This window comes from Tildeniella sp. (genome assembly GCF_059505325.1).
Window position 1 is genome coordinate 53,028 of the sequence record NZ_JCACKI010000020.1, and the last position, 25,880, is coordinate 78,907.

Annotated in this window: 27 protein-coding genes; 18 read left to right on the forward strand and 9 right to left on the reverse strand. The window is 51.9% G+C overall.

The features are described 5' to 3' along the window. Positions 1-17: 17 nt before the first annotated feature. The gene (gene purD, locus AC5JO6_RS08620; RefSeq protein ID WP_496080648.1) at positions 18-1,310 is read right to left on the reverse strand and encodes a phosphoribosylamine--glycine ligase; all 1,293 of its coding nucleotides are present in this window, start codon (positions 1,308-1,310) and stop codon (positions 18-20) included. 160 nt (positions 1,311-1,470) lie between these two features. Here purD and AC5JO6_RS08625 point away from each other — a divergent pair, with 160 nt between their 5' ends. The 5 genes from AC5JO6_RS08625 (at position 1,471) to AC5JO6_RS08645 (ending at position 7,722) form a co-directional block, all read left to right on the forward strand. After that, positions 1,471-1,677: a hypothetical protein gene (locus AC5JO6_RS08625; RefSeq protein WP_496080649.1), complete on the forward strand. Its 207-nt coding sequence runs from the start codon at positions 1,471-1,473 to the stop codon at positions 1,675-1,677. Between the two features lie 71 nt (positions 1,678-1,748). Continuing rightward, complete coding sequence (locus AC5JO6_RS08630; protein WP_496080650.1) at positions 1,749-3,080, forward strand: tetratricopeptide repeat protein; 1,332 nt, start codon at positions 1,749-1,751, stop codon at positions 3,078-3,080. A gap of 238 nt (positions 3,081-3,318) precedes the next feature. Further along, positions 3,319-4,314, forward strand: coding sequence for a ketol-acid reductoisomerase (gene ilvC, locus AC5JO6_RS08635; RefSeq protein ID WP_496080651.1), 996 nt, complete (start codon positions 3,319-3,321; stop codon positions 4,312-4,314). A gap of 238 nt (positions 4,315-4,552) precedes the next feature. Continuing rightward, complete coding sequence (locus tag AC5JO6_RS08640) at positions 4,553-5,161, forward strand: DedA family protein (RefSeq protein ID WP_496080652.1); 609 nt, start codon at positions 4,553-4,555, stop codon at positions 5,159-5,161. Between the two features lie 833 nt (positions 5,162-5,994). Beyond that, positions 5,995-7,722, forward strand: coding sequence for an ABC transporter ATP-binding protein (locus tag AC5JO6_RS08645; RefSeq protein WP_496080653.1), 1,728 nt, complete (start codon positions 5,995-5,997; stop codon positions 7,720-7,722). Between the two features lie 142 nt (positions 7,723-7,864). Here AC5JO6_RS08645 and glsA read toward each other — a convergent pair whose 3' ends face one another. Further along, positions 7,865-8,851 (reverse strand): glutaminase A, encoded by a 987-nt coding sequence (gene glsA / locus AC5JO6_RS08650; protein WP_496080654.1) that lies wholly within the window; start codon positions 8,849-8,851, stop codon positions 7,865-7,867. 109 nt (positions 8,852-8,960) lie between these two features. Between glsA and AC5JO6_RS08655 the strand changes: the two genes are divergently transcribed. Further along, positions 8,961-9,503, forward strand: a complete 543-nt coding sequence (locus AC5JO6_RS08655; RefSeq protein ID WP_496080655.1) for a Uma2 family endonuclease — start codon at positions 8,961-8,963, stop codon at positions 9,501-9,503. A gap of 33 nt (positions 9,504-9,536) precedes the next feature. Here the strand turns inward: AC5JO6_RS08655 and AC5JO6_RS08660 are convergent, their stop codons facing one another. Further along, on the reverse strand, positions 9,537-10,319 hold the full coding sequence (locus tag AC5JO6_RS08660; protein WP_496080656.1) for an alpha/beta hydrolase: 783 nt from the start codon (positions 10,317-10,319) through the stop codon (positions 9,537-9,539). A 351-nt stretch (positions 10,320-10,670) separates the two neighbouring features. Between AC5JO6_RS08660 and AC5JO6_RS08665 the strand changes: the two genes are divergently transcribed. After that, complete coding sequence (locus tag AC5JO6_RS08665; protein ID WP_496080657.1) at positions 10,671-12,569, forward strand: aspartate kinase; 1,899 nt, start codon at positions 10,671-10,673, stop codon at positions 12,567-12,569. A 318-nt stretch (positions 12,570-12,887) separates the two neighbouring features. Here AC5JO6_RS08665 and AC5JO6_RS08670 read toward each other — a convergent pair whose 3' ends face one another. Further along, positions 12,888-13,592 (reverse strand): hypothetical protein, encoded by a 705-nt coding sequence (locus tag AC5JO6_RS08670; protein WP_496080658.1) that lies wholly within the window; start codon positions 13,590-13,592, stop codon positions 12,888-12,890. 255 nt (positions 13,593-13,847) lie between these two features. Between AC5JO6_RS08670 and AC5JO6_RS08675 the strand changes: the two genes are divergently transcribed. The 5 genes from AC5JO6_RS08675 (at position 13,848) to AC5JO6_RS08695 (ending at position 15,941) form a co-directional block, all read left to right on the forward strand. Continuing rightward, positions 13,848-14,063: a hypervirulence associated TUDOR domain-containing protein gene (locus AC5JO6_RS08675; RefSeq protein WP_496080659.1), complete on the forward strand. Its 216-nt coding sequence runs from the start codon at positions 13,848-13,850 to the stop codon at positions 14,061-14,063. 108 nt (positions 14,064-14,171) lie between these two features. Continuing rightward, positions 14,172-14,573 carry a hypothetical protein gene (locus tag AC5JO6_RS08680; RefSeq protein WP_496080660.1) on the forward strand — a complete coding sequence of 134 codons (402 nt, stop codon included), beginning with the start codon at positions 14,172-14,174 and terminating at the stop codon, positions 14,571-14,573. Positions 14,574-14,744: 171 nt separating this feature from the next. Continuing rightward, entirely contained in the window at positions 14,745-14,960 is a 216-nt protein-coding gene (locus tag AC5JO6_RS08685; protein ID WP_496080661.1) for a hypothetical protein, read from the forward strand. 34 nt (positions 14,961-14,994) lie between these two features. Continuing rightward, a complete protein-coding gene (locus tag AC5JO6_RS08690; protein ID WP_496080662.1) occupies positions 14,995-15,228 on the forward strand; it encodes a hypothetical protein in 234 nt (77 codons plus the stop codon). A gap of 125 nt (positions 15,229-15,353) precedes the next feature. After that, the gene (locus AC5JO6_RS08695; RefSeq protein ID WP_496080663.1) at positions 15,354-15,941 is read left to right on the forward strand and encodes a pentapeptide repeat-containing protein; all 588 of its coding nucleotides are present in this window, start codon (positions 15,354-15,356) and stop codon (positions 15,939-15,941) included. Between the two features lie 154 nt (positions 15,942-16,095). Here the strand turns inward: AC5JO6_RS08695 and AC5JO6_RS08700 are convergent, their stop codons facing one another. Beyond that, positions 16,096-17,499 carry a cytochrome P450 gene (locus tag AC5JO6_RS08700; protein ID WP_496080664.1) on the reverse strand — a complete coding sequence of 468 codons (1,404 nt, stop codon included), beginning with the start codon at positions 17,497-17,499 and terminating at the stop codon, positions 16,096-16,098. A 563-nt stretch (positions 17,500-18,062) separates the two neighbouring features. Here AC5JO6_RS08700 and AC5JO6_RS08705 point away from each other — a divergent pair. From AC5JO6_RS08705 to AC5JO6_RS08725, 5 genes are all read left to right on the forward strand, one after another. Next, a complete protein-coding gene (locus tag AC5JO6_RS08705) occupies positions 18,063-18,473 on the forward strand; it encodes a hypothetical protein (protein WP_496080665.1) in 411 nt (136 codons plus the stop codon). Positions 18,474-18,581: 108 nt separating this feature from the next. Next, the gene (locus AC5JO6_RS08710) at positions 18,582-19,607 is read left to right on the forward strand and encodes an ABC transporter permease (protein ID WP_496080666.1); all 1,026 of its coding nucleotides are present in this window, start codon (positions 18,582-18,584) and stop codon (positions 19,605-19,607) included. A gap of 57 nt (positions 19,608-19,664) precedes the next feature. Further along, complete coding sequence (locus AC5JO6_RS08715) at positions 19,665-20,033, forward strand: hypothetical protein (RefSeq protein WP_496080667.1); 369 nt, start codon at positions 19,665-19,667, stop codon at positions 20,031-20,033. Continuing rightward, positions 20,030-20,485: an EVE domain-containing protein gene (locus tag AC5JO6_RS08720; RefSeq protein WP_496080668.1), complete on the forward strand. Its 456-nt coding sequence runs from the start codon at positions 20,030-20,032 to the stop codon at positions 20,483-20,485. The genes AC5JO6_RS08715 and AC5JO6_RS08720 overlap by 4 nt, the downstream gene beginning before the upstream one ends. Before the next feature lie 45 nt (positions 20,486-20,530). Further along, the gene (locus AC5JO6_RS08725; protein ID WP_496080669.1) at positions 20,531-21,184 is read left to right on the forward strand and encodes a Uma2 family endonuclease; all 654 of its coding nucleotides are present in this window, start codon (positions 20,531-20,533) and stop codon (positions 21,182-21,184) included. Positions 21,185-21,205: 21 nt separating this feature from the next. On the opposite strand, the gene AC5JO6_RS08730 is transcribed toward AC5JO6_RS08725, so the two are convergent. Further along, positions 21,206-22,159 carry a hypothetical protein gene (locus tag AC5JO6_RS08730; RefSeq protein WP_496080670.1) on the reverse strand — a complete coding sequence of 318 codons (954 nt, stop codon included), beginning with the start codon at positions 22,157-22,159 and terminating at the stop codon, positions 21,206-21,208. A gap of 227 nt (positions 22,160-22,386) precedes the next feature. On the opposite strand from AC5JO6_RS08730, the gene AC5JO6_RS08735 reads away from it, so the two are divergent. Continuing rightward, positions 22,387-22,842, forward strand: a complete 456-nt coding sequence (locus AC5JO6_RS08735) for a VOC family protein (RefSeq protein WP_496080671.1) — start codon at positions 22,387-22,389, stop codon at positions 22,840-22,842. 58 nt (positions 22,843-22,900) lie between these two features. On the opposite strand, the gene AC5JO6_RS08740 is transcribed toward AC5JO6_RS08735, so the two are convergent. The 3 genes from AC5JO6_RS08740 to psbC form a co-directional block, all read right to left on the reverse strand. Then, positions 22,901-23,083, reverse strand: a complete 183-nt coding sequence (locus tag AC5JO6_RS08740) for a hypothetical protein (protein ID WP_496080672.1) — start codon at positions 23,081-23,083, stop codon at positions 22,901-22,903. Further along, positions 23,084-24,274, reverse strand: coding sequence for a pyridoxal phosphate-dependent aminotransferase (locus tag AC5JO6_RS08745; RefSeq protein ID WP_496080673.1), 1,191 nt, complete (start codon positions 24,272-24,274; stop codon positions 23,084-23,086). A gap of 185 nt (positions 24,275-24,459) precedes the next feature. After that, positions 24,460-25,842: a photosystem II reaction center protein CP43 gene (gene psbC / locus AC5JO6_RS08750; RefSeq protein ID WP_496080674.1), complete on the reverse strand. Its 1,383-nt coding sequence runs from the start codon at positions 25,840-25,842 to the stop codon at positions 24,460-24,462. Positions 25,843-25,880 lie beyond the last annotated feature (38 nt).

Sequence of the window (25,880 nt, forward strand, 5' to 3'; positions counted from 1 at the left end):
ACTACTTTCACTATAAGTTAACTGGAGGCGGACTTAGCAGTTCTGACACGATCGCCAATGTCGTGGCGATAGTAGGCACCCTCAAAGTGGATGCTGTTAACGGCTGCATACGCCTGGTCGATCGCGGCATCAAAGGTCTCCCCAATTGCCGTCACGCCCAGTACGCGCCCTCCATCAGAAACCAGGGCTTGCTGCTTGATTTGGGTGCCAGCATGAAACACCATTGCGCCTTGAGCCTCTGCGTTCTCAATCCCAGTCAGGCGATCGCCCTTGCGAAACGAGCCAGGATAGCCTTCGGTCGCCATCACGACACAGGCAGCGGCACCAGGCTTCCAGGTCAAGGGCGGGAACTCTGCCAGTCGTTTTTGGGTACATGCCAATAAAAGTTCGTCCAGGGGCGTTTCTAGCAGCGGCAGAATCACCTGGATTTCAGGATCGCCAAAGCGACAGTTGAATTCAATCACTTTCGGATCGCCGTTTGGCGTGATGATTATGCCAGCGTAGAGTACACCGCAGTAGTCAATCTTACGTTTTTGTAGGGCTGCGATCGCTGGCTCCAGAATTTCGGTTTGAATGCGCTGCATCAAGGCAGGCGTGGCGATCGGTGCGGGAGCATAAGCACCCATGCCGCCTGTATTGAGTCCAGTATCACCGTTACCGATGCGCTTGTAGTCTTGAGCAGGCAACAAAGGGCGAATGGTGATGCCATCGGTCAGCGCCAGCACTGAGATTTCCTGCCCAGTTAAATATTCTTCAATGACGACACGTTCTCCAGCTTTGCCAAACTGCCCATCAAAGCTCGCCGCGATCGCCGCTTGTGCTTCTGCTACTGTCGCAGCAACCGTCACGCCTTTGCCCGCTGCCAGTCCGTCTGCCTTCACCACGATCGGGGCACCTTGCGCTTGCACATAGGCTTGGGCAGCCTCTTTTTCTGTAAAAACGGCGGCTCGTGCTGTGGGAATGTTGGCTTCTTGCATGAGCGCTTTTGCCCATGCCTTGCTCGCTTCAATCTGTGCGCCCAGGCGTGTAGGACCAAACACAGTGAGATGCTGATGCCGCAAGTAGTCCGTCATGCCAGCGGCTAAGGGTGCCTCAGGACCAATGATGATCAGACCCATGCCATTGACGAGGGCAAAGCGCCCAATGCCCTCAAAATCGTCAACATTGAGCGGCAGGTTTTGACAATGTGTTAGCGAAGCCGTGCCTCCATTGCCAGGAATACACGTCACCTGTTGCACGTTAGAAGATTGCAGGAGTTTCCATGCCAACGCATGTTCACGACCACCATTGCCAATTACCAGAACTTTCACGTTTTTCTCACTTGTAGAATAGCCGAGTCTGCAAACAGCCATTTGACTCAATTTAGACACCAGGCTACCCGATCACAACGTTGCGGTAGAAAGCTGCAGTGCTGCTCCGCTCTACGCTCCAAGTGGTTGCTCTTCTGGTACTTACTCTCAGCCTAACGTCTTGGTCTCATCTCTGTCCTGCAACACACCGCTAAGTGCGTTCTATTATGTCACCTTCGATTACGTAATTGTTAGCAAGTGGACACAAACACCACAGGCACTTTATAACGGAAACGTCAGCGTGTGCGCTTGTGCGATCGCAGCGTTCGATGATTGTAAGGTTATCTTGGCGATCGCAGGCGCTTCATGCTCCGGCGGCTGTATTTAGTGTGATCAGTGTCTAGAGGAGTGGTTATGCCAACGCCTGGAAAATGTAGACGAAACGGGAGAACGCAGCGAGTGAATGATCGCCACATCATCCTGGCACTCTCACTGCTGTTGTGTTTGGGCTTCACGCCTCGTGCTGTCACCCAAACCCTGCCAACGCCCATGCCCGCAGCTCAGCCAGAGCAGAAGCCAGAGGTGAAAGCGACGAAGACTAACCCTGATGAATTTCCGCCGAATCCGCTCGACATGACAACGCCTGACCCGTTATTGCCGTCGGCAGCAGCACAGCGTCCTTTGTCAGCGCTAGAGCGTAAACAACTAGCCGTAGCGCTGGATGAGTTAAACAATCAGGCGGCAGCAAGGCTGAAGCAGCGCGATCGCGTCGGAGCTTTCGCCATCTGGTACCGGGAACTCCGTCTGCGGCGATCGCTGGGTACTGTAGAGGAAGTCAAAGCACTGGGGCGAGTGGGCGACATTGCCTGGAAAGAGAATCTGACCCCGGATGTCCGATGGATTACCAAGCGGTTGGATGCCATTTTGGCGCAGCAACTGCCGATCGCAACGACATCCATGACTCCTACAACCAGCGATGCCGCAGCGCAACCATCTAACGCTGCCCCTCTGAGTAGCAGCGATCGTGCTGAACGCTTAGCAGTCCTGGAAGCGCTAGGGCTTGCCTACCAACAGGTACGCTTACCCAAACCAGCCGTGAGCATCTACACCCAGATTTTGACCGATGCAAAACAGCGCCGCGACGAAAAAAAGACCGACGAAACGCTCATTACGCTGGCGCAACTGCACCTGACCTGGTTGGATTATCCCAACGCTACCGCCACCTACCGAGAGCTAGCCAATAGGGCAAAGGCAAGGGGCGATCGCCAAAACGAAAGCATTTACCTGACGCAATTAGCATATAGCTACGAGCAGGCAAAACAACCAGCGCAGGCAATCACTGCCCAGCAGCAACTCGTCGCGCTGTATGAGAAACTGCCTGATCCCAAACCCATTCCAGCGTTAAAAATCAAAATTGCCGACAACTATCAGCTTCTGGCACAACCCGACCAGGCAGAGCAAAACTACCAGTCAGCCTACCAACTGGCTCAACCCACGCTCCAGCTTGCCTACGCCAGTGAAGCGCTGCAAAAGCTCGGTGCGCTCTACCGTGCCAACGATCGCCCTGATGCCGCTTTGAAAGTCTTCGATTACCTGGTCAGCCTTGAGCAACAGTCCTACAACCTCTACGGCATGATGAATGCCTATGACCAGATTGGACAGATTCAACTCGATCGCAACCAAAATCAGCAAGCACTCGCAGCCTTTCAACAAGGGCTAGGTCTGGCAAAACAGCTCAAATATCGTCAAGATTACTTCACCGCGCAGATTCAAAAAATCGGGAAGCCGTAGGGGAAGCAGGGGAAGCAGGGGAAGCAGGGGAAGTAGGGGAAGTAGGGGAAGTAGGGGAGGCAGGGGAGGCAGAGGAAGTAGGGGAGGCAGAGGAAGTAGGGGAAGCAGAACTCAAAACTTCCCCCTTCCCCCTAGCGCTCTCTGTGCTTCCCCTGCATCTCTTCCATCCGCTGCCCCCTGGGATCTGATAAAATTTTGAGTTCGCACAGAACTCGACCCTTGCAAGGAGACTCCCACTATGGCGCGGATGTATTATGACGCGGATGCCAATTTAGATTTTCTGGCTGGAAAGACGATCGCGATTATCGGTTACGGTTCTCAAGGTCATGCCCACGCGCTGAACTTGAAAGACAGCGGTATGAACGTCATCGTTGGGCTGTATCCGGGCAGTAAGTCGGCGAGCAAGGCAAAGGAGTCTGGGCTGACGGTCTACCCAGTGGACGAAGCGGCGAAACTGGCTGATTTCATCATGGTCTTGCTGCCAGATGAAGCGCAGAAAACCGTTTACAAAAACGAGATCGAGCCACATTTGACAGAGGGCAAAGTGCTGGCGTTTGCTCATGGGTTTAACATTCACTTTGCTCAGGTTGTGCCCCCCAGCACTATCGATGTGGTGATGGTGGCTCCTAAAGGACCCGGTCATCTGGTGCGACGGACGTATGAGCAGGGTGAAGGTGTACCGTGCCTGTTTGCCGTATTTCAAGATGCGTCAGGGCAGGCGCGCGATCGGGCAATGGCATACGCCAAAGGCATCGGCGGCACCCGCGCAGGCATCCTCGAAACCACCTTCCGCGAAGAAACCGAGACCGACCTCTTTGGCGAACAGGTTGTTCTCTGTGGTGGCTTGACGGCACTGATCAAGTCGGGCTTTGAGACCCTTGTCGAAGCAGGCTACCAACCAGAAGTTGCTTACTTCGAGTGCCTGCACGAAGTCAAGCTGATTGTCGATTTAATTGTGGAAGGTGGACTCGCCAAAATGCGCGACAGCATCTCGAACACAGCCGAGTATGGCGACTTTACGCGCGGTCCTCGCATCGTCAACGACCAGACTCGCGCTGAAATGCGGAAGATCCTGTACGAGATCCAGACGGGTCAGTTTGCCCGTGAGTTTGTCTTAGAAAACCAGTCTGGCAAACCCGGTTTTACCGCTATGCGCCGTCGTGAGGCAGAACATCCGATCGAGGCGGTGGGCAAGGATCTACGGGCAATGTTTAGCTGGTTGAAGAAGGCATAGTTCAAACAACTTCAGGCGTTGAGTTACAGCAGCCTGTCTATGGTTCCAGCAGGCTGCTGTAGCACTATCTGATGACTGCAAATTTGTAGTGAAGAATGAGATGAGCTTGATTCGTCAAATGTTGAAAGCTGCTAGAGTTTAGCGGAAAGTTGATCGACACATGTATTCTTAGCTTTCGTTTAAAGCCTGCCTCAACTTATCTTGATAGCGGCTTTTGTCACCAACCTAGAGAACCGCCATGACCGAGTGGATAACCAATACGATGACCTCCCTGGGCTATTGGGGGATTGGGCTACTGATGTTTCTGGAGAACCTGTTTCCGCCGATTCCGTCTGAACTCATCATGCCGTTGGCAGGATTTACGATCGCGCAAGGCAAACTGAACTTTTTTTTCGCGGTGCTCGCTGGGGTGATCGGCACCATGCTAGGCGCATTGCCCTGGTATTACGCAGGCAAGCTAATCGGTGAACCACGCATCCGACGGTTAGCCGATCGATATGGCAAGTGGCTGACGCTCTCTGGCAAAGACATTGACAAAGCGAATCGCTGGTTTAATCGTCACGGTGCGAAGACAGTGCTGTTTTGTCGGCTGATTCCAGGCATAAGGACGCTCATTTCCCTACCAGCAGGCATTAACCAGATGCCGATCGCGCTCTTCCTGCTTTACTCAACTGTCGGCACAACGCTTTGGGTCTTACTGCTGACGGCGCTGGGTTACTTTTTGGGTAGCAACTATAGTCTGGTCGAGGTTTATTTAGCCCCCGTTGCTAAGCTGGTGCTGCTGGGATTAATTGTGGCGTTTGCGGTTTGGGCAGTGCAACGAAGAAGACATCGCGTGACTCGATAAGACAGCTCGATCAGGTGCATAGCGCTGACATGGTTTCTTAAGGTGGTCTTTGTAAGGGTGGTCTTTGTAAGGGTAGTCTTTATAAGAAGTGTTTCCAATCAGCCACCGTCAGTTGTCTAGCCTTGCACCATTCAAGCAACTTATCGATCGACTAAACCGTCTCACAGAGAAGAGGCACTGTGAACGACAGCCACCCTAAAGCTATTCCTCAGAAGGCTGGGACACATTATGGATAACCATTTGAAGTAGCTCCTGACCTCATTGGGGTTATTGGGGTGGTCATCTAGCCATTGGGGCGATCGTGTTTGCAGAATCGAGGCTGTTTTTTGGGTTCTTTTTACCCGGCGGTAGCCTTCGGTTGACAGCGAGAATCCTGGCATCTCAGAACTGACTGAGTATTCAGCTTCTGCTTGTATGCGCTTTCATCTGTGCCGTTCTAGGGGATAATGTTGGCTATGTTATGGGTCATGAATTTGGTCATCGCCTCTTCCGCAAAGAGGACTCGTGGCTCTTTCGAAAAAAGCACCTTCTTACTGCCCAGAAGTTCTATGACAAGCACGGTTAAAAAACCATTGTACTAGCCCGGTTTATGCCGATTGTCCGCACCTTTGTCCCTATTGTTGCTGGCATTGGGGCAACGCCTACCATACCTTTATCGCTTATAACCTCATTGGCGGTGTCTGGACGTTTGGCATCACGCTGTTAGGTTATTTTTGAGGGAAGAGTATCCCTGATGTCGATCAGTATCGATTGCCGATTATTGGGGTCATTGTCGTCGTTTCGCTCGCCCCGTTGATCTGCCACCTTTATCAAGAAAGCAAATTAAACAAACATTGAACGCACGCGATCGCTACTGGCAGCTTCTTGATTACATCCGACCGCATGGTCGCACAATCACTCAAGCACTGCTTTGTACGCTCATTTTTACGTCAATTTGGCCCATTCTGGCATGGATCGCAGGCAAAATGGCGGCGTTGATTGGGCAGGGCAACGTGCTGGCGATCGCTCAAATCGCTGGAGTGACCGCGATCGTCTTCCTGGCGCAAAAACTTGCCCAGTATGGTCAAGACTCACTCATGGCAAAAGCCGCGTTAGCCATCACCCTTGACCTGCGTAAACAGGTCTATGCCCATCTGCAACGGCTAAGCCTCAGCTACTTTGAAACGGCTCAAAGCGGCGACCTTGCCTATCGTTTGACTGAGGATGTCGATCGCATCGGCGAAGTGGTCAACAAGGTTTTTCATCAGTTTGTACCCTGTGTGCTGCAACTAATTGTCGTGCTGGGCTACATGGTCTACCTCAATTGGCAACTGACGCTGGCAACGCTGGTCATTGCCCCATTCATGGCAGTACTCATTACCTGGTTTGGCGAACAGTTGCGTCAACTGTCCTATCGGAGCCAGAGCCGAGTGTCAGACCTGTCGGCACTGCTGGTGGAAGTGTTTAGCGGGATGCGCCTGGTGCAGGCGTTTGCTGCCGAAGATCACATGCTCGATCGCTTTGGGCGAGAAGCCGAACGCAATCGGCGGGCACGCTTTCGGGCTGAGCAGCTAAAAGCCATTCAAATGCCAGTCGTTGGTTTTTTAGAGGCGGTGAGTCTGCTGTTTTTGCTGCTATTGGGCGGTTGGCAGGTTTCTCAGAATAACCTTACGGGGGGAGAATTTGTCAGCTATCTGACGGCTGTGGTGATGCTCATTGACCCGATCGCGCTGATCACCAGCAACTACAACGAATTCAAGCAGGGAGAAGCATCGCTCGATCGCATCTTTGAGATGCTGGATATTCAGCCGACCGTCGTTGAACATCCTGGGGTATTCGCACTGCCTCCTGTAACTGGCAAAGTGGAGTATCGCAACGTCAGTTTTGCCTACAAGCCCGATCAGCCCGTGCTGAAAAATTTAAGCTTACTGGCATTGCCGGGAGAGGCGATCGCTCTTGTCGGGTCTTCGGGGGCTGGCAAGACGACACTGGCAAATCTGCTGCCTCGCTTTTACGACCCCCAAAGTGGGCAAATCTTCATTGATGGCGTTGATGTCAAGGACGTGACACTCAGCAGCTTACGTCGTCAGATTGGCATTGTGCCCCAGGAAACGATTCTTTTCTCGGGAACGATCGCCCAAAACATTGCGTTTGGACAAGCCGATTTTGCTCTGGATGCGGTGCAGAATGCCGCCCAGATTGCTAATGCCCACCAGTTCATCGTGGAGTTTCCTGAGGGCTACCAAACCTGGCTGGGTGAGCGTGGCGTGAACCTTTCGGGTGGACAGCGGCAACGGTTAGCGATCGCCCGCGCCGTGCTGCTCAACCCGCGCATTCTCATTCTGGATGAAGCGACCTCCGCACTCGATTCAGAATCCGAAGCGCTGGTACAAGAAGCGCTCGAACGCCTGATGCAGAACCGTACCGTCTTTATCATTGCTCATCGTCTGGCAACCGTTCGCCGTGCCGATCGCATCCTGGTGCTCGAACAAGGACAGGTTGTTGAATCTGGCACTCACGGCGAACTGCTCGATCAAAGTGGACGCTATGCTCGCTTCTACGCACAGCAGTTTCAGGATTAAGGCAGAAAGCAAAAGACAGGAGGCAGAAGGCTAAAAGCTAAAAGGTTGACTTCTAACTATCGAACTCCAAACTCAAACTCCTTTAACAAAGCTGACCGCTGACCGCTGACCGCTGACCGCTAAATCAACTCAAAACTCTTCTTCACGCTTCACCCCTCTCCTCTAGTTGCTCCAGGAAGTGTGAACAGCCCATCGGCGGGTCAAACATATGTAGCTCAAACTGACGCGACAGTTCCTCGCAGACCTTGATGCCCCGTACGCTGTTGCCGTGGCTATCGAGCGGTGGCGAAAAAACCGCAATGCCTACCTGCCGTGGCACGATCGCAATAATGCCGCCTGAAACTCCACTTTTAGCTGGAATACCCACTGTGTATGCCCACTGCCCTGCAAAGTTATACATACCACAGGTATACATGACGCTGAGAATGTCGCGGATGTAGCGAGTGGGCACAGCGCGATCGCCCGTGATGGGATTCACGCCCCGATTTGCCAGCGTTGCCGCCATGACGGCTAGATCGCGACAGTTCACCATCATGGAACATTGCTGAAAGTACAAATCCAGCGATTCATCCATGCGATCGTCAATCATCCCAAAATGCCGCATCAGTGATGCCATGGCTCGATTGCGATGCCCCGTCGATCGCTCCGAGACAAACACCGACATATCGATATAGACATCATGTCCGATATAACGGCGAAACATATCCAGCATCCGATTGAGGCGTTCGGTTGCGCCATTGCCCTTGATTAAGCTGGTGGTGGCGATCGCGCCCGCATTAATCATCGGGTTATCGGGACGCTTGGAATATTCGTCCAGCCGAATGATCGAGTTAAACGGATCGCCTGTCGGCTCAACCCCAACTTTGGCTAACACCGCTTCCCGTCCGTGATCCTCCAGCGCCAAACCATACACAAACACTTTCGAGATCGACTGAATGGTGAAGAGCTGCTCCGCGTCACCTGCAACAAACGTGCGCCCGTCTGCCGTCACCACACAAATGCTGAACCAATCCGGGTTCATCTTCGCCAGTTCGGGAATGTAGCTGGCAACTTTCCCAGCATCCAAAGTCTTGTACTTGTGATACAGGTCATCCAGAATGGCTTGAAAGGACTGTGAGGAAACACCCATGGGAAGAAAGGCTAAAGGCTAAGGGCTAAAAGCGGCTCTGCTGGATTAGTCTACGTGACGCGCAATTGAGTACAGTATAGAAATGCACTTAAGCGGTTAGGGAGGCTCTATGTCTCTTACGATCAAAGACCTGGAAAAATTTCAAGCCGACCATCCCGACCATCGCCTGGAATTAGTGGATGGGGGCATCGTTGTCATGAGTCCGTCAGGTTACGAATCAGAAGAAGTTGCAAGCGAAGTTGTCAGAGTTATAGGTAATTGGGTCAAGCCTCGAAGATTAGGTCGTGTTACGGGTTCTAGTGCTGGCTTCACGCTGCCAAACGCTGATTTGCGGGCACCCGATATTTCGTTTGTACGGGCAGAACGCTTACGTCGCAGCCCCCGATCGTTTGCCGAACTAGCACCCGACTTAATGGTTGAGGTGCGATCGCCTAGCGACAGTGTGAAAGCACTCAGAAAAAAGATTGACGACTTCCTAACGTTAGGAACCCAGGTAGGTATTTTAATCGACCCCGTAGCGCATCTGGTCGAAATTTACCGTCTGGGGCGCGATGTCGAAATTCTCCGTGATGGCGATCGGTTGACCCTTCCCGATTTGCTGCCCGGTTGGGAAGTGCCTGTAATCGAACTATGGGCACCAGAGTTTGACTGATGCGCTACCACCCAGACGCATAAAGCTAATCCTTTAAACGTCGGAAGATTTTGCCTTAGGTTCTTCTAACAACCAGCGCCAGATTTCTGGCAGTCGTCGCTGCCACGAAGTTTCATAATGCGTTTCGCCCTCTGCCAGCAGAAAGTAGACTTCGTGATCGCTATAGCCGAGTTGCTTCAGGTGATTGTAGAAGTCTCGCGTGACGGGTACGTAGTCGAGCCAAGCGCCGTAAAACGAATATTGCTCCTGACTGCCCACATAGAGAGAGATTTTTGACCAGACATCAGTGCGGTGATCCCAGACTTTGAAGATCTGGTCGCCGCCCCACATCAACGCAGGGGAGAGTCCACCAATGCGACCGACTGTTTGGGCGTACTTTTTGCCAATGTAGAGCGACATCAGTCCGCCCATGCTGGAACCCATCACGCCTGTCCACTGTGGTTGGGGCAGGGTGCGATAAGTTTTGTCAACATAAGGTTTGAGCTGATTGACCAAAAACTGAGCGCACAGATCGCCCCGTCCGCCAATCCAGGGTGAGTATTCAATCATGCGATCGCTCGTACTGTCGATCGCGACAATGATCCACGGGCGAATGCTGCCGTCCTTGACCAGCGCCTCCATCGTCGTGTTAGCGCACCAGGTGTCAAACGTTGCCGATTCGGGATGGGAAAACACATTCTGTCCATCCAGCATGTACAGCACTGGAAAGGATTGGTCGGGCTGCTGTGTGTAAGCATCCGGCGTAAAAATGCGCACTGTGCGCGTCATCTGCTCAGCATTAGAGTGGAAATCGCGGATGATCTGGATAGTGCCCATAGTGCAGTAGAAGTAGGTAAATGACGTGCGATCGGTCTGGACAACGCCTAATGGCAGCGAACCATAATGAATACAGTGGCAGCGATCGATTTCCCCACCGCTGAGCCGCGTAGGTTGTGTCTCGTGAGCAAGCTTGAGCGCGATCGGGTGTGGAAAAACGTTTTAAGTTGAAACAGCGATTGGTTTTCGCTTGTTTAGTTATGAGCGCATGAGCTGTTTCTGACTACGCTTAGCAACAATTTTATATCCCTTGCTATATCGTTTATATACTCTGCTTAAGCGCTCATTGCTGGCAGGATAGAGATGGGGCTGTCATGCACTTACCCCTTACAGTATGGTGAAATCAGAGCTATGGCGCTAATTGTTCAAAAGTACGGTGGCACATCGGTTGGGTCGGTAGAGCGAATTCAAGCAGTCGCACAGCGGGTTGTGCAGACCGTTAAAGCAGGTCATTACCTGGTCGTTGTGGTTTCGGCAATGGGCAAGACGACAGATGGTCTAGTGAAACTGGCAAACGAAATTTCCCCCAACCCCAGTCGGCGCGAAATGGACATGCTGCTTTCGACAGGAGAGCAGGTCTCGATCGCGCTTCTCAGCATGGCATTGCAGGCGCTAGGGCAACCCGCCATTTCGCTGACTGGCGCACAGGTTGGCATTGTCACCGAAGCCGCACATACCCACGCCCGCATTCTGCAAATTAAAACAGAGCGGCTTGAACGTCATCTCAAGGAAGGTAAGGTGGTGGTGGTGGCTGGCTTTCAGGGCATCAGCGACACGGACGATTTAGAAATCACAACACTGGGACGAGGCGGGTCTGATACATCGGCAGTGGCATTGGCAGCGGCTCTGCACGCCAGCTTCTGCGAAATCTATACAGATGTTCCCGGTATCTTGACAACCGATCCGCGACTGGTGCCCGATGCCCAACTCATGACCGAAATCACCTGCGACGAAATGTTGGAGCTTGCCAGCCTGGGCGCAAAAGTGTTGCATCCCCGTGCGGTTGAAATTGCTCGTAACTACGGCATGCCGCTGGTCGTGCGATCGAGCTGGACGGACGAACCTGGCACCTGGATTATCTCACCAACACCACAGGCGCGATCGCTGGAAGGCTTAGAGCTGGTGCATCCCGTTGATGGTGTTGAATTTGACACCGACCAGGCAAAAGTGTCTCTCCTGCGGGTGCCCGATCGTCCTGGAGTTGCTGCTCGTCTCTTTGGCGAAATCGCTGCCCAGAACCTTGACGTAGACCTCATCATTCAGTCCATTCACGAGAGTAATACCAACGACATTGCCTTTACAGTGACGAAAAACACCCTCAACCAGGCAGAGGCGGTTGCCAGCGCTATTCTTCCCGCGCTGAGTGCAGGTGTCACTCATCCCGATGGCGATGCCGAAGTGCTAGTAGAACAACAAATTGCGAAAGTAGCGATCGCGGGCGCAGGCATGATTGGTCGCCCTGGCGTTGCCGCCCAGATGTTCTCTACCCTTGCTGCCGCTGGCGTGAATATCCGCATGATCTCGACCTCTGAAGTTAAGGTCAGTTGCGTGATTGACGAAGCCGACTGTGATCGCGCGATCGCCGCGTTATGTGAGGCATTTAGCGTCAGTCAGTCAGCAGTTGGCGGTCAGCGGTCAGCAACCAGCAGTCAGCCGTCAGAATCGACTCCCCACTCCCCACTCCCCACTCCCCACTCCCTACTCCCCACTCCCTACTCCCCACTCCCCACTCCCCACTCCCTACTCCCCGTCCGCGGCGTTGCCCTCGACCTCAATCAAGCACGGTTAGCCATTCGCCATATTCCCGATCGTCCCGGCATGGCAGCAGAGCTATTTCAACTCCTGGCAACTCAAAATATCAGCGTCGATATGATCATCCAGTCTCAGCGCTGTCGAGTGGTTAACGGTATTACGACGCGAGATATCGCCTTCACAGTCGGACAGTTAGACGCAGACATCGCTTGTGCTGTCTTAAGAGAAGCGACACCAAATTTGGGCTGTGGCGAAATTGTAGTCGATCGGGCGATCGCCAAAGTGAGTATCGTCGGTGCGGGTATGGTGCATCAACCAGGAACCGCTGCCCGCATGTTTGCATCGTTAGCAACACACCACATCAATATTCAAATGATCGCCACGTCTGAAATCAAAGTCAGTTGCGTGGTCGCAGAAGAGGACGGTATCACGGCGTTACGACTCATTCACGCTGCCTTTGGGCTATCTGGCGATCAACCAATTCAGGTTTCAGCGTAAGAAGAGCTTAAAGAGTCCCACCAAATGTAACGCGATGTGCAACTAATTTACCCTCATCCCAACCCTTCTCCCCAAGGAGAAGGGCTTCCGATCCTTTTCGGTTCCCTCTCCTTCGGGAGAGGGCTAGGGTGAGGGTAGATTTTGCAGGCATTTCAAGAAAGTCGCACATCGCGTAATGTCGGTCTAAAACAGGGCGGGGACAGAAAGCTTGTGCCTTCTGTCCCCGCATCTCAAGTTCTAGAGTGTGTCTTTTTGAACCCTTCCTGCCAGCCAATTTGGCTCCGAATCAAGATAAACAGTTGGCTGCTAGTCATTAACCTACGGTGCCGTTACACCTGTAGACCCACCCATTGTTCCAGAGGGGGTTGTTGAAGTACCAGGCGCGGCTGGAGTTGTGGTCGTGTTGCCGCTGGGAGTGGTTGGAGCGATCGTTGAAGAACCGGGTTGAGTAGCTCCCGGTGTGGTAAGCGTACTGCCGGGAGTATTGAGATTGCTGCCAGGAGTCGTTAGTGTACTACCAGGTGTGGTCAATGTGCTATTAGGCGTACTACCAGGAGTTGTCACGCCAGTCGATGGAGTCGTTGAACCACCTGTTGAAAGACCAGAAGGGCTAGTTCCTGAAGGCGTAGTGACCGAGGTTCCATAAGAGGGCGTGGTCGCACCGTAAGAGCCTGTTGACGATGTTCCAGTGCTGCCTCCAACGCCGTTGGAAGGGTAGATGGTACCAGATGGTGTCGTTGAGGTGTTACCAGGTGTAGTGGGTGTCACGCCTGTCGAAGGTGCGGCTGGAGATACCCCAGTTGATGGTGATGTTGGCATCACTCCAGTCGTACCAGTACCGCCTGTCGTACCAGAAGGAGAACCTGGGGTCACTCCGCCGCTGGCTGGCGCAGAGACGGAGCCACCTGCACTACCGCCAGCAGTGCCACCTACTTGCGCTACGACTTGTGAGGCACCCAAAGCGACAAGTGATGCGGCACTGATTGTCCCTGTCAAACAAGCTAATAATTTCAGAGATTGCATTTGAACCAATTCCATGCGAACTCAATACACACCAAGTTAGGAGCGATCGCCGGAAGTTCCACCCATCATTAGGTACAACACCGTTATTCTTTTCCTCTGTCATAAAGTGGAGATCGACTTGAACACTGTCTAGCGAATGGCATACAGGCCGCCCTGTGAGAAGAAACACAAGCGCTACGCTAGATAGAGGTTTTGTCCCACGATCGCACGTATCGTTTTGTCATAGATAATGATTACAAAAGCGAAAGACAACGTATGGCTGATTCACTGAAAAAGGGCGATCGTGTTGAATGGCAGAGCGCTCAAGGAAAAGTTATCGGTACAGTGCAGCGCAAATTGACCGCACCGATCGACATCAAAGGACATCATGTGGCGGCTTCAGATGATCACCCAGAATATTTAGTTAAAAGTGACAAGACTGGACAAGAAGCCGCTCACAAGCCAGAAGCGCTAAAAAAGCTGAAAGAGTAGCAACCGATCAATTGTTCTGCTGCCCAATGACTGCAAGCCATTCATTACTCGGACTACAATCTGTAATGAGCCAGAATCTTCAGGTGAAACAGTCTGATTGAGGTCTTGATGGAAATTGGAGCGCAACTGAGCCGGCAGCGAGTCAAACATATCGTCAGTAGCTACCAGTTGGATGGCAACGATACTGAAGCGTTTGAGCAGAACCTACACCTGCTGCTCGACCATTATCCGTCTCCGTTAATTGAGCTTGCCCTCGTGCAGACACTGGTTGATAGCTGGCTTCAAGTGCCGCTTCTGCGGGGCTATGCCTTTCTTGCCAAGGCGTATGACCTGCTCAAACAATGGGAACAGGCATTCTGTCAAGGCGATTCCTTGGCACAAGAACTCGCCAGCACGATCTCGCCAGAACAATTTCAGCAGATTACAGGACTTGATCCCACTCCGATCTTTGGCTGCTCTAAGCTATCTGCATCTCAAGCGCCTCTTCACTCCTCAGGCGGCGGTCTCTAAGTCCTCAACGTGACTAGCTGTTGTGCTAAGGCAGATTATGACGGTCGTCACCCAAAGTCCCGGAACAGATCACCAGGGAGAACAGGGCAAATCACGCCCCGCACACCTGTTAGTCACTGGAGTTTCAAGCAAAGCGCTCGATACTAAGAACATCGAGTTCTAAGTGCCGTCATGGTTACGATCAGTCCACTGCCTTGCGCCATTTCTGAACTGTTTGTCCAAATCACCATCTCTGGCAAAATCACGCTAGCCGATCGCTACGGTATTTTGGCAGTACTGTTGCACGAACCCACGCTCGAAGAGGAACTGCGCAGCATCGATCGCATTCTGCACAGTTTACGTAAAGGACGGCTGCAGGTCGTCAATGAACTTTCAGCTCTTCTCTAGCTTCAAAGCATCTACACTCTCGCAGGGCTAATCTATGCAGCTTGTAACGATCGTAGAGGAAGTCCTCGCTAAAGGTGAGCTATCCATGACACTAGAGCGACGCATACATAGCCTTTTGACCGTTAACGATCTCAACGAAACGGACATTGCTGCGATCGAGCAGTTGATTGACGCTATGCACAAGGGTAAAATTCGGTCTGTACCCGATGGGGAGCGGCTACCAAGGGATAACCAACGGTTCTCAAACACCAGTGAGGCTGGTTGCTGACACACCTTGAATCAAAAGTTTTGGTGAAAGAACGCGCGTATAGAGTGCGATCGCGGTTTACTGGAAAGAGCGATCGATAGTGTGCGATCGTGCCTCACTCCAATATTCAAAGCGTTGCCTCTCTCATGAAACCCACATCTCCAGTCCTCCTTAGTGCTCTGGCTCTGCTGGCGCTCGCAACAGTCACGTCTGCTGCAAGTCCTGACAGCTTAGCAAAGCTCATCAACGACAGAGCATGTGCAGGCTGTGATCTTGCTGGCGCGAATCTATACAGTTACGATCTACAGGGAGCCAATCTGAGCGGCGCGAATCTGATGGAAGCAGCATTCCAAGGTTCTAATCTGGAGTTTGCCGTGTTGACCAATGCCAATCTAGAGAAAGCAAATCTGGCGCTAGTGAAGCTGAACGGAGCCGACCTGAAGGGAGCCAAGCTTGGCAAGGCAACTCTCTATGGAGCCGATTTGTCGGGAGCCGATTTATCAGGAGCCGATCTGAGCAACGCCAATCTGGAAGGCGCGAACCTGCGAGGCGCGATTTTAGAGGGAACGAATCTGCAAAAGGCGAACCTTCTACGGGCAAAACTGGCAGGCGCAACTCTGACAGGCGCAAAATTTGATGGAGCCAGAATGCCTGATGGCAGAGAGTTTAAGCTGGGTGGCAAAACTCCCAACTCGATACAGACACCGCAACCACAGACACCAGCCACACCTTGAAGAGGCTGCTAGAAAAGTAAAGCATTCACATACTCGTTTCACCAAAATACAACGCCCTCACCCTAGCCCTCTCCCGCAGGAGAGGGGACAAGACGAAGCTTTACTCCCTCTTCCGGTTGGAGGGGTTTGGGGGATGAGGGAAGCAGCGCTCTTTTCACACGACTTCTAGCAGAGAAGATTTTTGGCGTAGACGGTTCCCCGTTAGCACCATCTTGACTCCATTGGCAGGAGCCAGCGTTACACCACGACGGCGGGGATATTCCGGTTGTGCATCGGCGAGGGCAAGCTGATAGCGGGAAAGGATCGTCGCCAGGGCAAGTTTCATCTCAAACAGTGCCAGAGCTTCGCCGATGCAGCGACGGGCACCGCCACCAAAGGGCATGAACTCGTAGGGCGTGAACTGCCGATCGAGAAACCGCTCTGGCTTAAACTGTTTTGGGTTGGGGTACAAATCGTCCCGTTGATGCACCAGGTAGATGCAGCCCACGACCATGTTGCCCGGTTCCAGACGATGACCGAGCATTGCGATCGGCTCCTGAACCACTCTGGGGAAGGTAAGCATGGCAACGGGATAGATCCGCAGGGTTTCGTTACAGACAGCAGTAAGGTAGGGCAGGCGGAAGATATCGGTGGGATCGGGTGCATCGCCCAGGGTCGCTAATTCTTGCAGCAGTTTTTCGCGGACAGCGGGTAGATGGTGTACCCAGTAGAGTGCCCAGGACATGGCTGTAGCCGTCGTTTCATGTCCGGCAAAGAGTAGCGTCATCAATTCATCGCGCAGTTCTTGATCGGTCATCGGCTGACCGAACTCGTCTTGTGCAGACATCAGTAAAGAGAGAATATCAATGCGATCGCCGTTTGGCTGCGATCGGCGTTCGGCAATCTCGGCATAAATCAGCGCATCAATGTTCTGACGTTCACGGACAAACTTTCCCCAGGGACTCCAGGCACCGAGGTCTTTTTGCAAGACTGAAAAGAACAGAAAGCTGGAGGTGAGCGGCGATTGGAACAGATCCAACATGGAGACGAGTGACTGCTTGAGGTGCTGCCAGCGATCGCCTTCGGATAACCCAAACACTGCTTGCATGATGATATTCAAAGAAATCTCTTGCAGGGTGGTGCGGGCAGAAAAGGGGCGATCGAGCGGCAACGGATCAAAGGCAGCGATGGTCAGTTGACAGATGAGTTGTCCGTAGGCACGCATGCGTTCGCCGTGAAAGGGCGGCATCAAGAGCTGTCGCCGCCGCTTATGCCGATCGCCATCCAGCATAATGACCGCGTAATCGCCCAGCAGGGGCGACAAGATGCGGTTAGAGCAGCCAAGGGCAAGAAAGGTTTTGCGATCGTTCGTGAGTATCTCCTGAATTGCCTGCGGTTCGTTGACAAAAACCAGGCTACCGTCCAGTCCAACTACACTTGCCGCAAAAATGTCGGGATGTTGTCGAGCCGCCGCTTCCATGTAGCCAACCGGGTTGCCGACCCACTGCAATTGTTGCAACCAGGCAGGTGTATTTAGCAAGTTTGGTGATAAATTTGGCGGTTGCCTTGCAGTGTTCATAGCTTGACGATACGACTCAGTTTAGAGTTTGAGCATGGCTGAGGAGACTCATGAAGCGACATAAGATCCCCGACTTTTGCGTGGAACGGTGATGGATGGTTGGACCTGGTGCAGAAGTCGGGGGTCTGTCAGTACTGTAGCAACCCATGCAATGGTTAGATGGAGAAGATTCACTGGCGCTGGTTCACTCTCCAACTCTAACAACTTAGGACTTACACAAACCTCGGAGGTTTAACTAAGCATTAAGCATCATGACCAATGTAGTCGCTTAAACCTCCAAGGTTTTAGTCAAAATGCGTAAGTCCTAACAACTGACTCCTGACTCCGTTCGGCTGAGCGCTCACGTCGAAGCTCACGCCGAAGCCTGACTCCTGACTCCTCTCCTCCAAAATGTCTCGCTCTAGTTCCCTTCGTTACTATATTGTTCTACTCAAAGATCTGCCTTTAGGAACAAACAGCTTAACTCAACGAAGTTGAGTATTCTAAATGGGAGGAACATGAAGGCATCGAAAGGATGAACGTTGAAGCATAACCCATAAATCTTAGGTTTTGAAGAAAAACTCATGAGTACAATCTCCAATGATCCGGTAATACAACTAGATGTAATGAGAGAACAAATCTCTAGCAGCCTCGAAAAAGCGCGAACGCAAAAGAATAGACTCAAACGCGACAATGGTCGATACATGACAGCCAACATTGTCCTCGGTGCGATCGCCGCAGTGTTAGCTGGAGCAGCAGGAACAGTTGGCAAAGCCGAAACCTGGAAGCCAATCTGTTTGCTCGCTACTGTCTGTTCAATCGGTGCGACAGTGACCGCAAAGATTCAAACGGCTGAACAGTTGACTGAGGCATGTGAGTTTGTTGCGCAGCTCAAGGCACTCCGAGTCGAGACAATGGCTCCAACCTATGACTTAGAAGACGTTAGCGAAAAGTACAAGCAGATCCTCGCACGGGTTTCAACGATCGATATTTAGTCTGTTCACAGCGATCGCGAGTTACAATCTCGTCTCTAGCCAAAGAATCTGTCTTGAGAAGAATGCTTAACTCGCCGCACTCCTTCCCCCTACTCCTCACCGCCCTTAATGTCTCGCTCTAGCGCTCTCCGTTATTATATTTTGGCGCGTTTGCTGCTAGCGCCGCTGATGCTGTGGGTGATCACGACAGCGGTTTTTTTGTTGCTACGATCGACCCCCGGCGATCCCATTGATGCGCTCCTCGGTACTCGTGCGCCACAGGCGGCTAAAGAGGCGTTGCGGAATCAGTTGGGGTTGGGCAAACCGCTCATTGTGCAGTACTTCGACTATCTCTGGAAACTGCTGCACCTGGATTTGGGTACGTCGCTCGTCAGTCAAGGGCAATCGGTGTGGGAGATCATTCTCAAGTTTTTTCCAGCAACGGTGGAGCTGGCAGTGTTTAGCATGGCGATCGCCCTCGTGGTTGGCATTGGCATAGGCATTCTCTCCGCCTCTCGTCCCAACTCGCCGTTCGACGTTGGTGGTCGGCTGTTTGGCATTCTCACCTACTCGATTCCGCTGTTCTGGTTGGGGATGCTGCTACAGCTTATTTTCTCGGTGCAGTTGGGCTGGTTTCCACTGGGTACACGCTTTCCAGTGACGGTGCCTGCGCCTGAAAGCATCACGGGGCTGTACACGATCGACAGTCTGCTCGCAGGCAACCTGACACAGTTTTTCATTGCGCTGTATTACCTGGCGCTACCCTGCCTGACGCTGGGCATTCTCATTAGCGGCATCTTTGAGCGTATTGTGCGGGTGAACCTGAAGCAAACGCTGAAGTCAGACTACGTGGAAGCGGCGAGAGCGAGAGGCATTCCCGAAGGGCGGATTCTCATCTCCCATGCGCTGAAGAACGCGATGATTCCGGTGATCACCATTTTGGGCTTGACGTTTGCTGCCATGCTGGGCGGCGCGATTTTGACAGAGGTGACGTTCTCGTGGCCCGGACTGGCGAATCGCCTCTACCGCGCGATTTCTCAACGCGACTATCCGATGGTGCAGGGCATTGTGGTGTTCTTCGCTGCGATCGTCGCCCTTATTAGCATCCTCATCGACATCCTCAATGCCTACATCGATCCTCGCATTCGCTACTAGCGTGACAAAATTAGCGCTAGAATCCCTTCATTTACAATCATCAGCGACGGTTACGCCATGACAAACGCTTCTAACGGCAACCTCGGCACCAAAATGGATGTGCTGATCGACCAGGTTGGCAAGTTGACCGAGGGCATGACTGAATTTCGGCTCAGTATGGAGCAAAGTACGCTGGAGTTCAGAGCGGATTTGGCTGAAATCAAGGCAGTCGTGCAGCAACAGTCTGAGATGACGCAGCAACAGTTTGAGATGGTACAGCAGCAGTCAGAATCGATTAAGGAACTGTCCAAAACGGTGAAGGAGAGCGTTAAGGAGCTTTCCTTGACAGCAAATCGGCAAGCGGAAACAGTGAATCGGCAGGCGGAAACAGTCGATCGCCTGGTGCGAGTCGTCGAAACATTAATCGCTCAGAGAGAGCCTGCATGAAGTACTGGTTGATGAAATCGGAGCCGGATGTGTACGGCATCGAAGACTTGAAGCGCGATCGCACTACGCTTTGGGATGGTGTGCGAAATTATCAGGCGCGAAACTTCCTGCGATCGATGACTCCCGGCGATTTAGTTTTCTTTTATCACTCCAACACTACGCCACTCGGCATTGCTGGGTTGATGAAGGTTGCCGAAGTCAACGTTGATGACCCGACTCAATTCGATGCTAAAAGCAACTACTACGACTCCAAAGCAACGAAGGAGTCACCCCGTTGGCAAACCGTCATCGTTGAATATGTCGAAACCTTCCCGCATATCCTCACGCTGGATACGCTCCGCGAAACCTTCAGCCCCGATGATCTCTGGGTCGTCCGTCAAGGGAATCGGCTCTCGGTGATGCCTGTACCAGAAGAAGTCGCACAGAAGATCCTCAAGCAAGCGAAAGGTTAGACTATGACAAATCGGGCTTAATTGTGCAATTTATGACTCACGATTATGACGTTATCAACGCTGCTCAATCTTAGTCAAATCCAACTTGCTCCCGGCAGTTCAATTTCGTTGATGAACATCCCTTGGGAACAGTATCAAGATTTTCTCAACGAACTGGGAGACGATCGCATCACGCGCATTGCTTACAATCAAGGCACACTAACCCTTTCCATGCCCAGCAAACTGCATGAAATCGTTAATCGTTTACTGGCTCAAATCATTGTTACGCTTGCAGAAGAATTAGGTATTGGTTTAAGGAATTTAGGATCTGCAACCTTCAATCGCGAAGACCTCGATCGCGGCATTGAACCTGATAGCTGCTTCTATATTCAAAACGCACATCGAATCATTGGCTTAAACCCTACTATTCCAGAGAATCTACCGCCTGATTTAGCGGTTGAAGTGGATATTACCAGCAACTCAGCCAGTAAACTCAGCCTTTATAAGGCTCTTGGCATTCCTGAACTCTGGGCATTTCAAGGAAACGTTATGACGATTCACATTCTTAGCAACGATCGCTATCTTCAGGTTGCTCAAAGCCAAGCCTTTCCAAGCGTAACTGCCACTCAACTAAACCAATGGATTCAAATACTCGAAACGGCTGACGACATCACCGTTATTCGCTCGGTTCGAGCCTTTGCTCAACGTTCCGTTGGCTGATTTTTAGCTTCAGTTGAACCGTTAGCGAGGTCCGGCTGCGATCGCAGAACTCGCCATTTTGATGAGTCTGTCGTATCCACCTTTACTGTGTACTTCATACAAAACTCCTTGATACTTCCATTGGACTCTGGACATAGTAGTTGCACCGTAGGATGAAGTAGCAATACCCCTGATGCCACGAGCTAGTTGAGTATGTTCAAAGCGGTTATGGTACGAACTTGGAGATACTAATTTACCACCCTTATCGGCTGAGATCGAAGCAACATAAATTGCTGTACCTGTTGTACACTCAGGCACTGTCGCTATTCCAACGTGATAACCTCTTGCAGTAGCCCTAGCACAAATGTAGATTGTATTGGATGCCTCTTTTGAAGTTTGTTCAGGTAGAAGAATAGGAACCTTTGCTTTACTATTTATTTGTCGCAAGACTTCTTGAACAGGAAATTTGTCATTGGCGATCGCTACACTGAAATCCGGACGAAATTGCTGAACAAAATCCATCCACTGTGAAATATTCTTGCCTGTAAGATTTAGAACAGGGACTGCAAGTAGCTTGGGTTCTGATGTAAGGAATCCATCCTTCTCATTCAAGGTCTCACGTTGAACAGTCGTCTCCTCTAAGCGATCTAAACCGAAGGTTTTCATCACATAATAAGCTCGTGAGCAAGTGACCTTAAACCTCCCCATATTTACTGTTCCACCAGCAGCTTCATAGAACCAGTCGATGCCATAAAGATTCTCATCCTGCTGGCAAAAATGATGAGTAACTTCAAACATCTTGGCAACGTGAATGTCATATCGCCGCAACTCACCGCCATAAGCAGAAGTAGCCGTGTCTTGATCAGGTACAACAAACCGGATCGTTGGTTGAATGTCTCTATGAATGCCAAGCCAGCGTAGTTCGGTGATGGGGAAATCAGGTGTAGCGGCGAAGCTGGGTTTTGGTGTCCAAGGAAGCACCATCAACGTTGTCATCGCACACGCCGACGTTGCCCAAGTCAAAACCCGTCTCACTGTCATATCTATCACCTTACGATTCTGAATTATCACACAGAGTACCCCTGTAGAAACCGGGTTTCTGGACAAGAATATGTGATTAAAGCGGTCGATCGCCAGAAACCCGGTTTCTTCCCTCGCAAAAGGAACCATTTAACAGCGAAGAATCGCTATAGTTTGAGCAATCATCCGTTAGGCACATCGCTATGGTCACTACGTTTCAACCTTCCACCGTTCTTGCTCTGGGTACACTGCGGGCAGTCCATCACATCGCCTTTAACGTCAAAGATATGCAGGCATCCCGCCATTTTTACGGCACCTTTCTGGGACTGCACGAGTTGACGGGTGACGAAGTACCAACCACTTTGAAAGATTTGGTGGCTGAGGGCAAGGTTGCCAACTTTGTCACGCCCGATGGTGTGGTGATTGATTTGTTTTGGGAGCCAGAGTTAGCGCCGCCCAACCTCGATCCGCATCAGCAGTTCACCCGTGCGAATCATCTGGCGTTTGACGTTGCGCCTGAAGCATTTGATCAGGTAGTAGAGGTGCTGCAACACAGTCAGGTGACCATTGATCACGGTCCCGTAACGCGCCCAACAGGACGGGGCATTTACTTTTATGACCCGGATGGCTTTCTGCTTGAAGTTCGCTGCGATCCTTAGAGTTTGTTAAAAAATAGCTGCACACTTGGGAGAGCTATCAGCTTTCAGCTTTCAGCTCTCAGCTATAAGGACGTGCCTGAGAGTAAGCCAGTAAACGAGGGAGGTCATATTCTGCTGACCGCTGCTGTCTGCTGACCGCTGACCGCTGACCGCTGACTCCTGACCGCTGACTCCTGACCGCTGACCGCTGACCGCTGCGACACGACGTTATTTCTTTAACCCCCTTAAGGTGCGATCGCAACTAAGTTCTTGATGCTCCGATGGAGCCACTGCGTGAACGCACAAAGGCATCCAATCGCTCCATACCCCGCTTGATAGTGTCCATGTCGGTCGCGTAAGAAAGGCGAATATGATCATCAGCGCCAAAGGCAACGCCAGGAATCAGGGCAACCTGCTGCTCTTCTAACAGCGCATCGCAAAATTCCAGGGAGGTCATGCCCGTTTTGGCGATGCTGGGTAACAGGTAAAAGGCACCATCCGGTTTGGCACAGCTCAATCCAGGAATCGCATTGATGGAGTCGAACATTGCTTGACGACGTTCGGCAAACGCCACTCGCATCGACTCAATGCAGGTTTGGGAGCCTTCCAGCGCTGCGATCGCGCCCCACTGAGCAAAGGTGCAAACATTAGAAGTACTGTGCCCTTGAATCAATGTCGCCGCGCGAATGATCTCGACCGGACCTGCCAGCCAGCCCACTCGCCAACCTGTCATCGAATACGCTTTCGCAAAGCCGCTACTGACTAAGGTGCGATCGTAAATTTCTGGGCTGAGCGCACCAATGCTTACGTGCTTAGCGTCGTCATAGACCAGCTTTTCGTAGATTTCGTCAGAAACAACGAGAATGTCGTTTTTGACCACGACATCTGCCAATGCCGCCAGTTCTGCTGGTGTGTAAACCATCCCAGTCGGATTGGACGGCGAATTGATGATAAAAAGTTTCGTCTTCGGTGTAATCGCCTGCTGGAGTTGGTCTGGTGTGATCTTAAACTGGCTTTTCTCATCGGTCGGTACAATAACTGGTACCCCACCCGCCAGCTTCACCATTTCGGGATAGCTCACCCAGTACGGTGCCGGGATAATTACCTCATCGCCAGCATCAATGATTGCCAGCATCAAATCAAACAGTGAATGCTTACCGCCATTCGTGACAATGACATTCTCGGCACCGTAGCAAAGTCCGTTGTCGTTCTGAAGCTTTTGGGCGATCGCCTCTCGCAGTCTGGGTTCGCCCGCTGCTGGACCATAGCGAGTCTTACCCTCATCCAACGCTTGCTTTGCCGCTGCCACAATATGCGCGGGTGTAGGAAAGTCGGGTTCCCCAGCGCTAAAACTGCAAATATCAACCCCATTTGCTTTCAGTGCCTTTGCTTTCGCATCGATCGCTAGGGTCAATGAGGGAGTAACCTGCTCAACTCGCTTTGCCAACTTCATGCTGCTTTCAGAGCCTTTTCTGCCGTAATTTCGATTGCAATTACGTTCAGAATACCCCAGTTGCTAGAGACCGCGCATGGATTTTGGTTGGTTTGTCAGCTAACCGCCATCAAAGCGAAAGGCTCCCGCAGTAACGCAGAAGCCTTTCGCTGATGTACCAACACACGTTGGTTTGTGCTCAACCGTTAGTCGAGGTTAGGCATGGAAAGTACGGGTTCAGTTTCGCGATCGATCCCCTTCTCAAAGCCAGCAACAGCCGCACGAGCGCGACCCGCGTGCCAGAGGTGTCCAACCAGGAAAAAGAAGCCTACCACAAAGTGAAAACATGCCAGCCAGGAACGAGGAGACACATAGTTGAAGGAGTTAATCTCCGTTGCTACCCCACCCACTGAGTTCAACGAACCCAACGGTGCATGAGTCATGTACTCAGCCGCCCGACGTGCCTGCCACGGTTGAATGTCGTACTTGATTTTGTTCAAATCAAGCCCGTTGGGACCGCGCAGAGGCTCCAACCAGGGACCTTGGAAATCCCAGAAGCGCATCGTCTCACCACCAAAAATAATTTCGCCGGTAGGAGAGCGCATCAGATATTTACCGAGACCTGTTGGACCTTGTGCCGATGCCACATTTGCACCCAAACGCTGGTCACGGATCAAGAAGGTCAACGCCTGTGCCTGAGACGCTTCTGGACCCGTAGGACCATAGAATTCGCTGGGATATGCCGTGTTGTTAAACCAGACAAAACAAGCAGCGATGAAGCCCATCAAGGATAGAGCGCCAAGACTGTAGGAAAGGTACGCTTCGCCAGACCAAATCAAAGCGCGACGTGCCCAACCAAACGGCTTCGTAACAACATGCCAGATGCCGCCCGCGATCAAGAGCAAGCCCAACCAAATGTGACCACCGACAATGTCTTCCAGGTTGTTGACGCTCACAATCCAGCCATCGCCACCAAACGGTGACTTCAGCAGATAGCCAAAAATGACTGCGGGATTGAGCGTTGGGTTAGTGACAACGCGAACGTCTCCACCGCCCGGTGCCCAAGTGTCGTACAGACCGCCAAAAAACATCGCTTTCGCCACCAGCAGGAATGCACCTAACCCAAGGATAATCAGGTGAAAACCAATAATGCTGGTCATTTTGTTCTTGTCTTTCCAGTCGTAGCCGAAGAAGGAAGAATAATCTTCCAGCACTTCAGGACCGCGAACGGCGTGGTAAATACCACCAAAGCCAAGCACAGCGGAAGAAATTAAGTGGAGAACACCGACAACGAAGTAAGGAAAGATGTCAATGACTTCACCACCGGGACCAACTCCCCAGCCTTGGCTAGCCAGGTGAGGTAGAAGGATCAAGCCCTGCTCGTACATGGGCTTCTCAGGAATGAAATGGGCGACCTCAAAAAGAGTCATCGCACCTGCCCAGAAGACAATCAGTCCAGCGTGGGCAACATGAGCGCCCAACAGCTTACCAGAAAGATTAATGAGGCGAGCGTTACCTGCCCACCAGGCAAATCCAGAGGATTCCTGGTCGCGGTTGCTGCCAACGATGTTACTAGAGAGCGTTACCACGTGGGAGTACCTCTTCGGGGAAGCTAAAGTGTTCATGG

Coding starts and splice junctions, on each gene's coding strand:
- ilvC (WP_496080651.1), top strand. CDS start 3,319: ATGGCGCGGATGTATTATGACGCGGATGCCAATTTAGATTTTCTGGCT.
- AC5JO6_RS08640 (WP_496080652.1), top strand. CDS start 4,553: ATGACCGAGTGGATAACCAATACGATGACCTCCCTGGGCTATTGGGGG.
- glsA (WP_496080654.1), bottom strand. CDS start 8,851: ATGGGTGTTTCCTCACAGTCCTTTCAAGCCATTCTGGATGACCTGTAT.
- AC5JO6_RS08655 (WP_496080655.1), top strand. CDS start 8,961: ATGTCTCTTACGATCAAAGACCTGGAAAAATTTCAAGCCGACCATCCC.
- AC5JO6_RS08660 (WP_496080656.1), bottom strand. CDS start 10,319: ATGGGCACTATCCAGATCATCCGCGATTTCCACTCTAATGCTGAGCAG.
- AC5JO6_RS08665 (WP_496080657.1), top strand. CDS start 10,671: ATGGCGCTAATTGTTCAAAAGTACGGTGGCACATCGGTTGGGTCGGTA.
- AC5JO6_RS08670 (WP_496080658.1), bottom strand. CDS start 13,592: ATGCAATCTCTGAAATTATTAGCTTGTTTGACAGGGACAATCAGTGCC.
- AC5JO6_RS08675 (WP_496080659.1), top strand. CDS start 13,848: ATGGCTGATTCACTGAAAAAGGGCGATCGTGTTGAATGGCAGAGCGCT.
- AC5JO6_RS08680 (WP_496080660.1), top strand. CDS start 14,172: ATGGAAATTGGAGCGCAACTGAGCCGGCAGCGAGTCAAACATATCGTC.
- AC5JO6_RS08685 (WP_496080661.1), top strand. CDS start 14,745: ATGGTTACGATCAGTCCACTGCCTTGCGCCATTTCTGAACTGTTTGTC.
- AC5JO6_RS08690 (WP_496080662.1), top strand. CDS start 14,995: ATGCAGCTTGTAACGATCGTAGAGGAAGTCCTCGCTAAAGGTGAGCTA.
- AC5JO6_RS08695 (WP_496080663.1), top strand. CDS start 15,354: ATGAAACCCACATCTCCAGTCCTCCTTAGTGCTCTGGCTCTGCTGGCG.
- AC5JO6_RS08700 (WP_496080664.1), bottom strand. CDS start 17,499: ATGAACACTGCAAGGCAACCGCCAAATTTATCACCAAACTTGCTAAAT.
- AC5JO6_RS08705 (WP_496080665.1), top strand. CDS start 18,063: ATGAGTACAATCTCCAATGATCCGGTAATACAACTAGATGTAATGAGA.
- AC5JO6_RS08710 (WP_496080666.1), top strand. CDS start 18,582: ATGTCTCGCTCTAGCGCTCTCCGTTATTATATTTTGGCGCGTTTGCTG.
- AC5JO6_RS08715 (WP_496080667.1), top strand. CDS start 19,665: ATGACAAACGCTTCTAACGGCAACCTCGGCACCAAAATGGATGTGCTG.
- AC5JO6_RS08720 (WP_496080668.1), top strand. CDS start 20,030: ATGAAGTACTGGTTGATGAAATCGGAGCCGGATGTGTACGGCATCGAA.
- AC5JO6_RS08725 (WP_496080669.1), top strand. CDS start 20,531: ATGACGTTATCAACGCTGCTCAATCTTAGTCAAATCCAACTTGCTCCC.
- AC5JO6_RS08730 (WP_496080670.1), bottom strand. CDS start 22,159: ATGACAACGTTGATGGTGCTTCCTTGGACACCAAAACCCAGCTTCGCC.
- AC5JO6_RS08735 (WP_496080671.1), top strand. CDS start 22,387: ATGGTCACTACGTTTCAACCTTCCACCGTTCTTGCTCTGGGTACACTG.
- AC5JO6_RS08745 (WP_496080673.1), bottom strand. CDS start 24,274: ATGAAGTTGGCAAAGCGAGTTGAGCAGGTTACTCCCTCATTGACCCTA.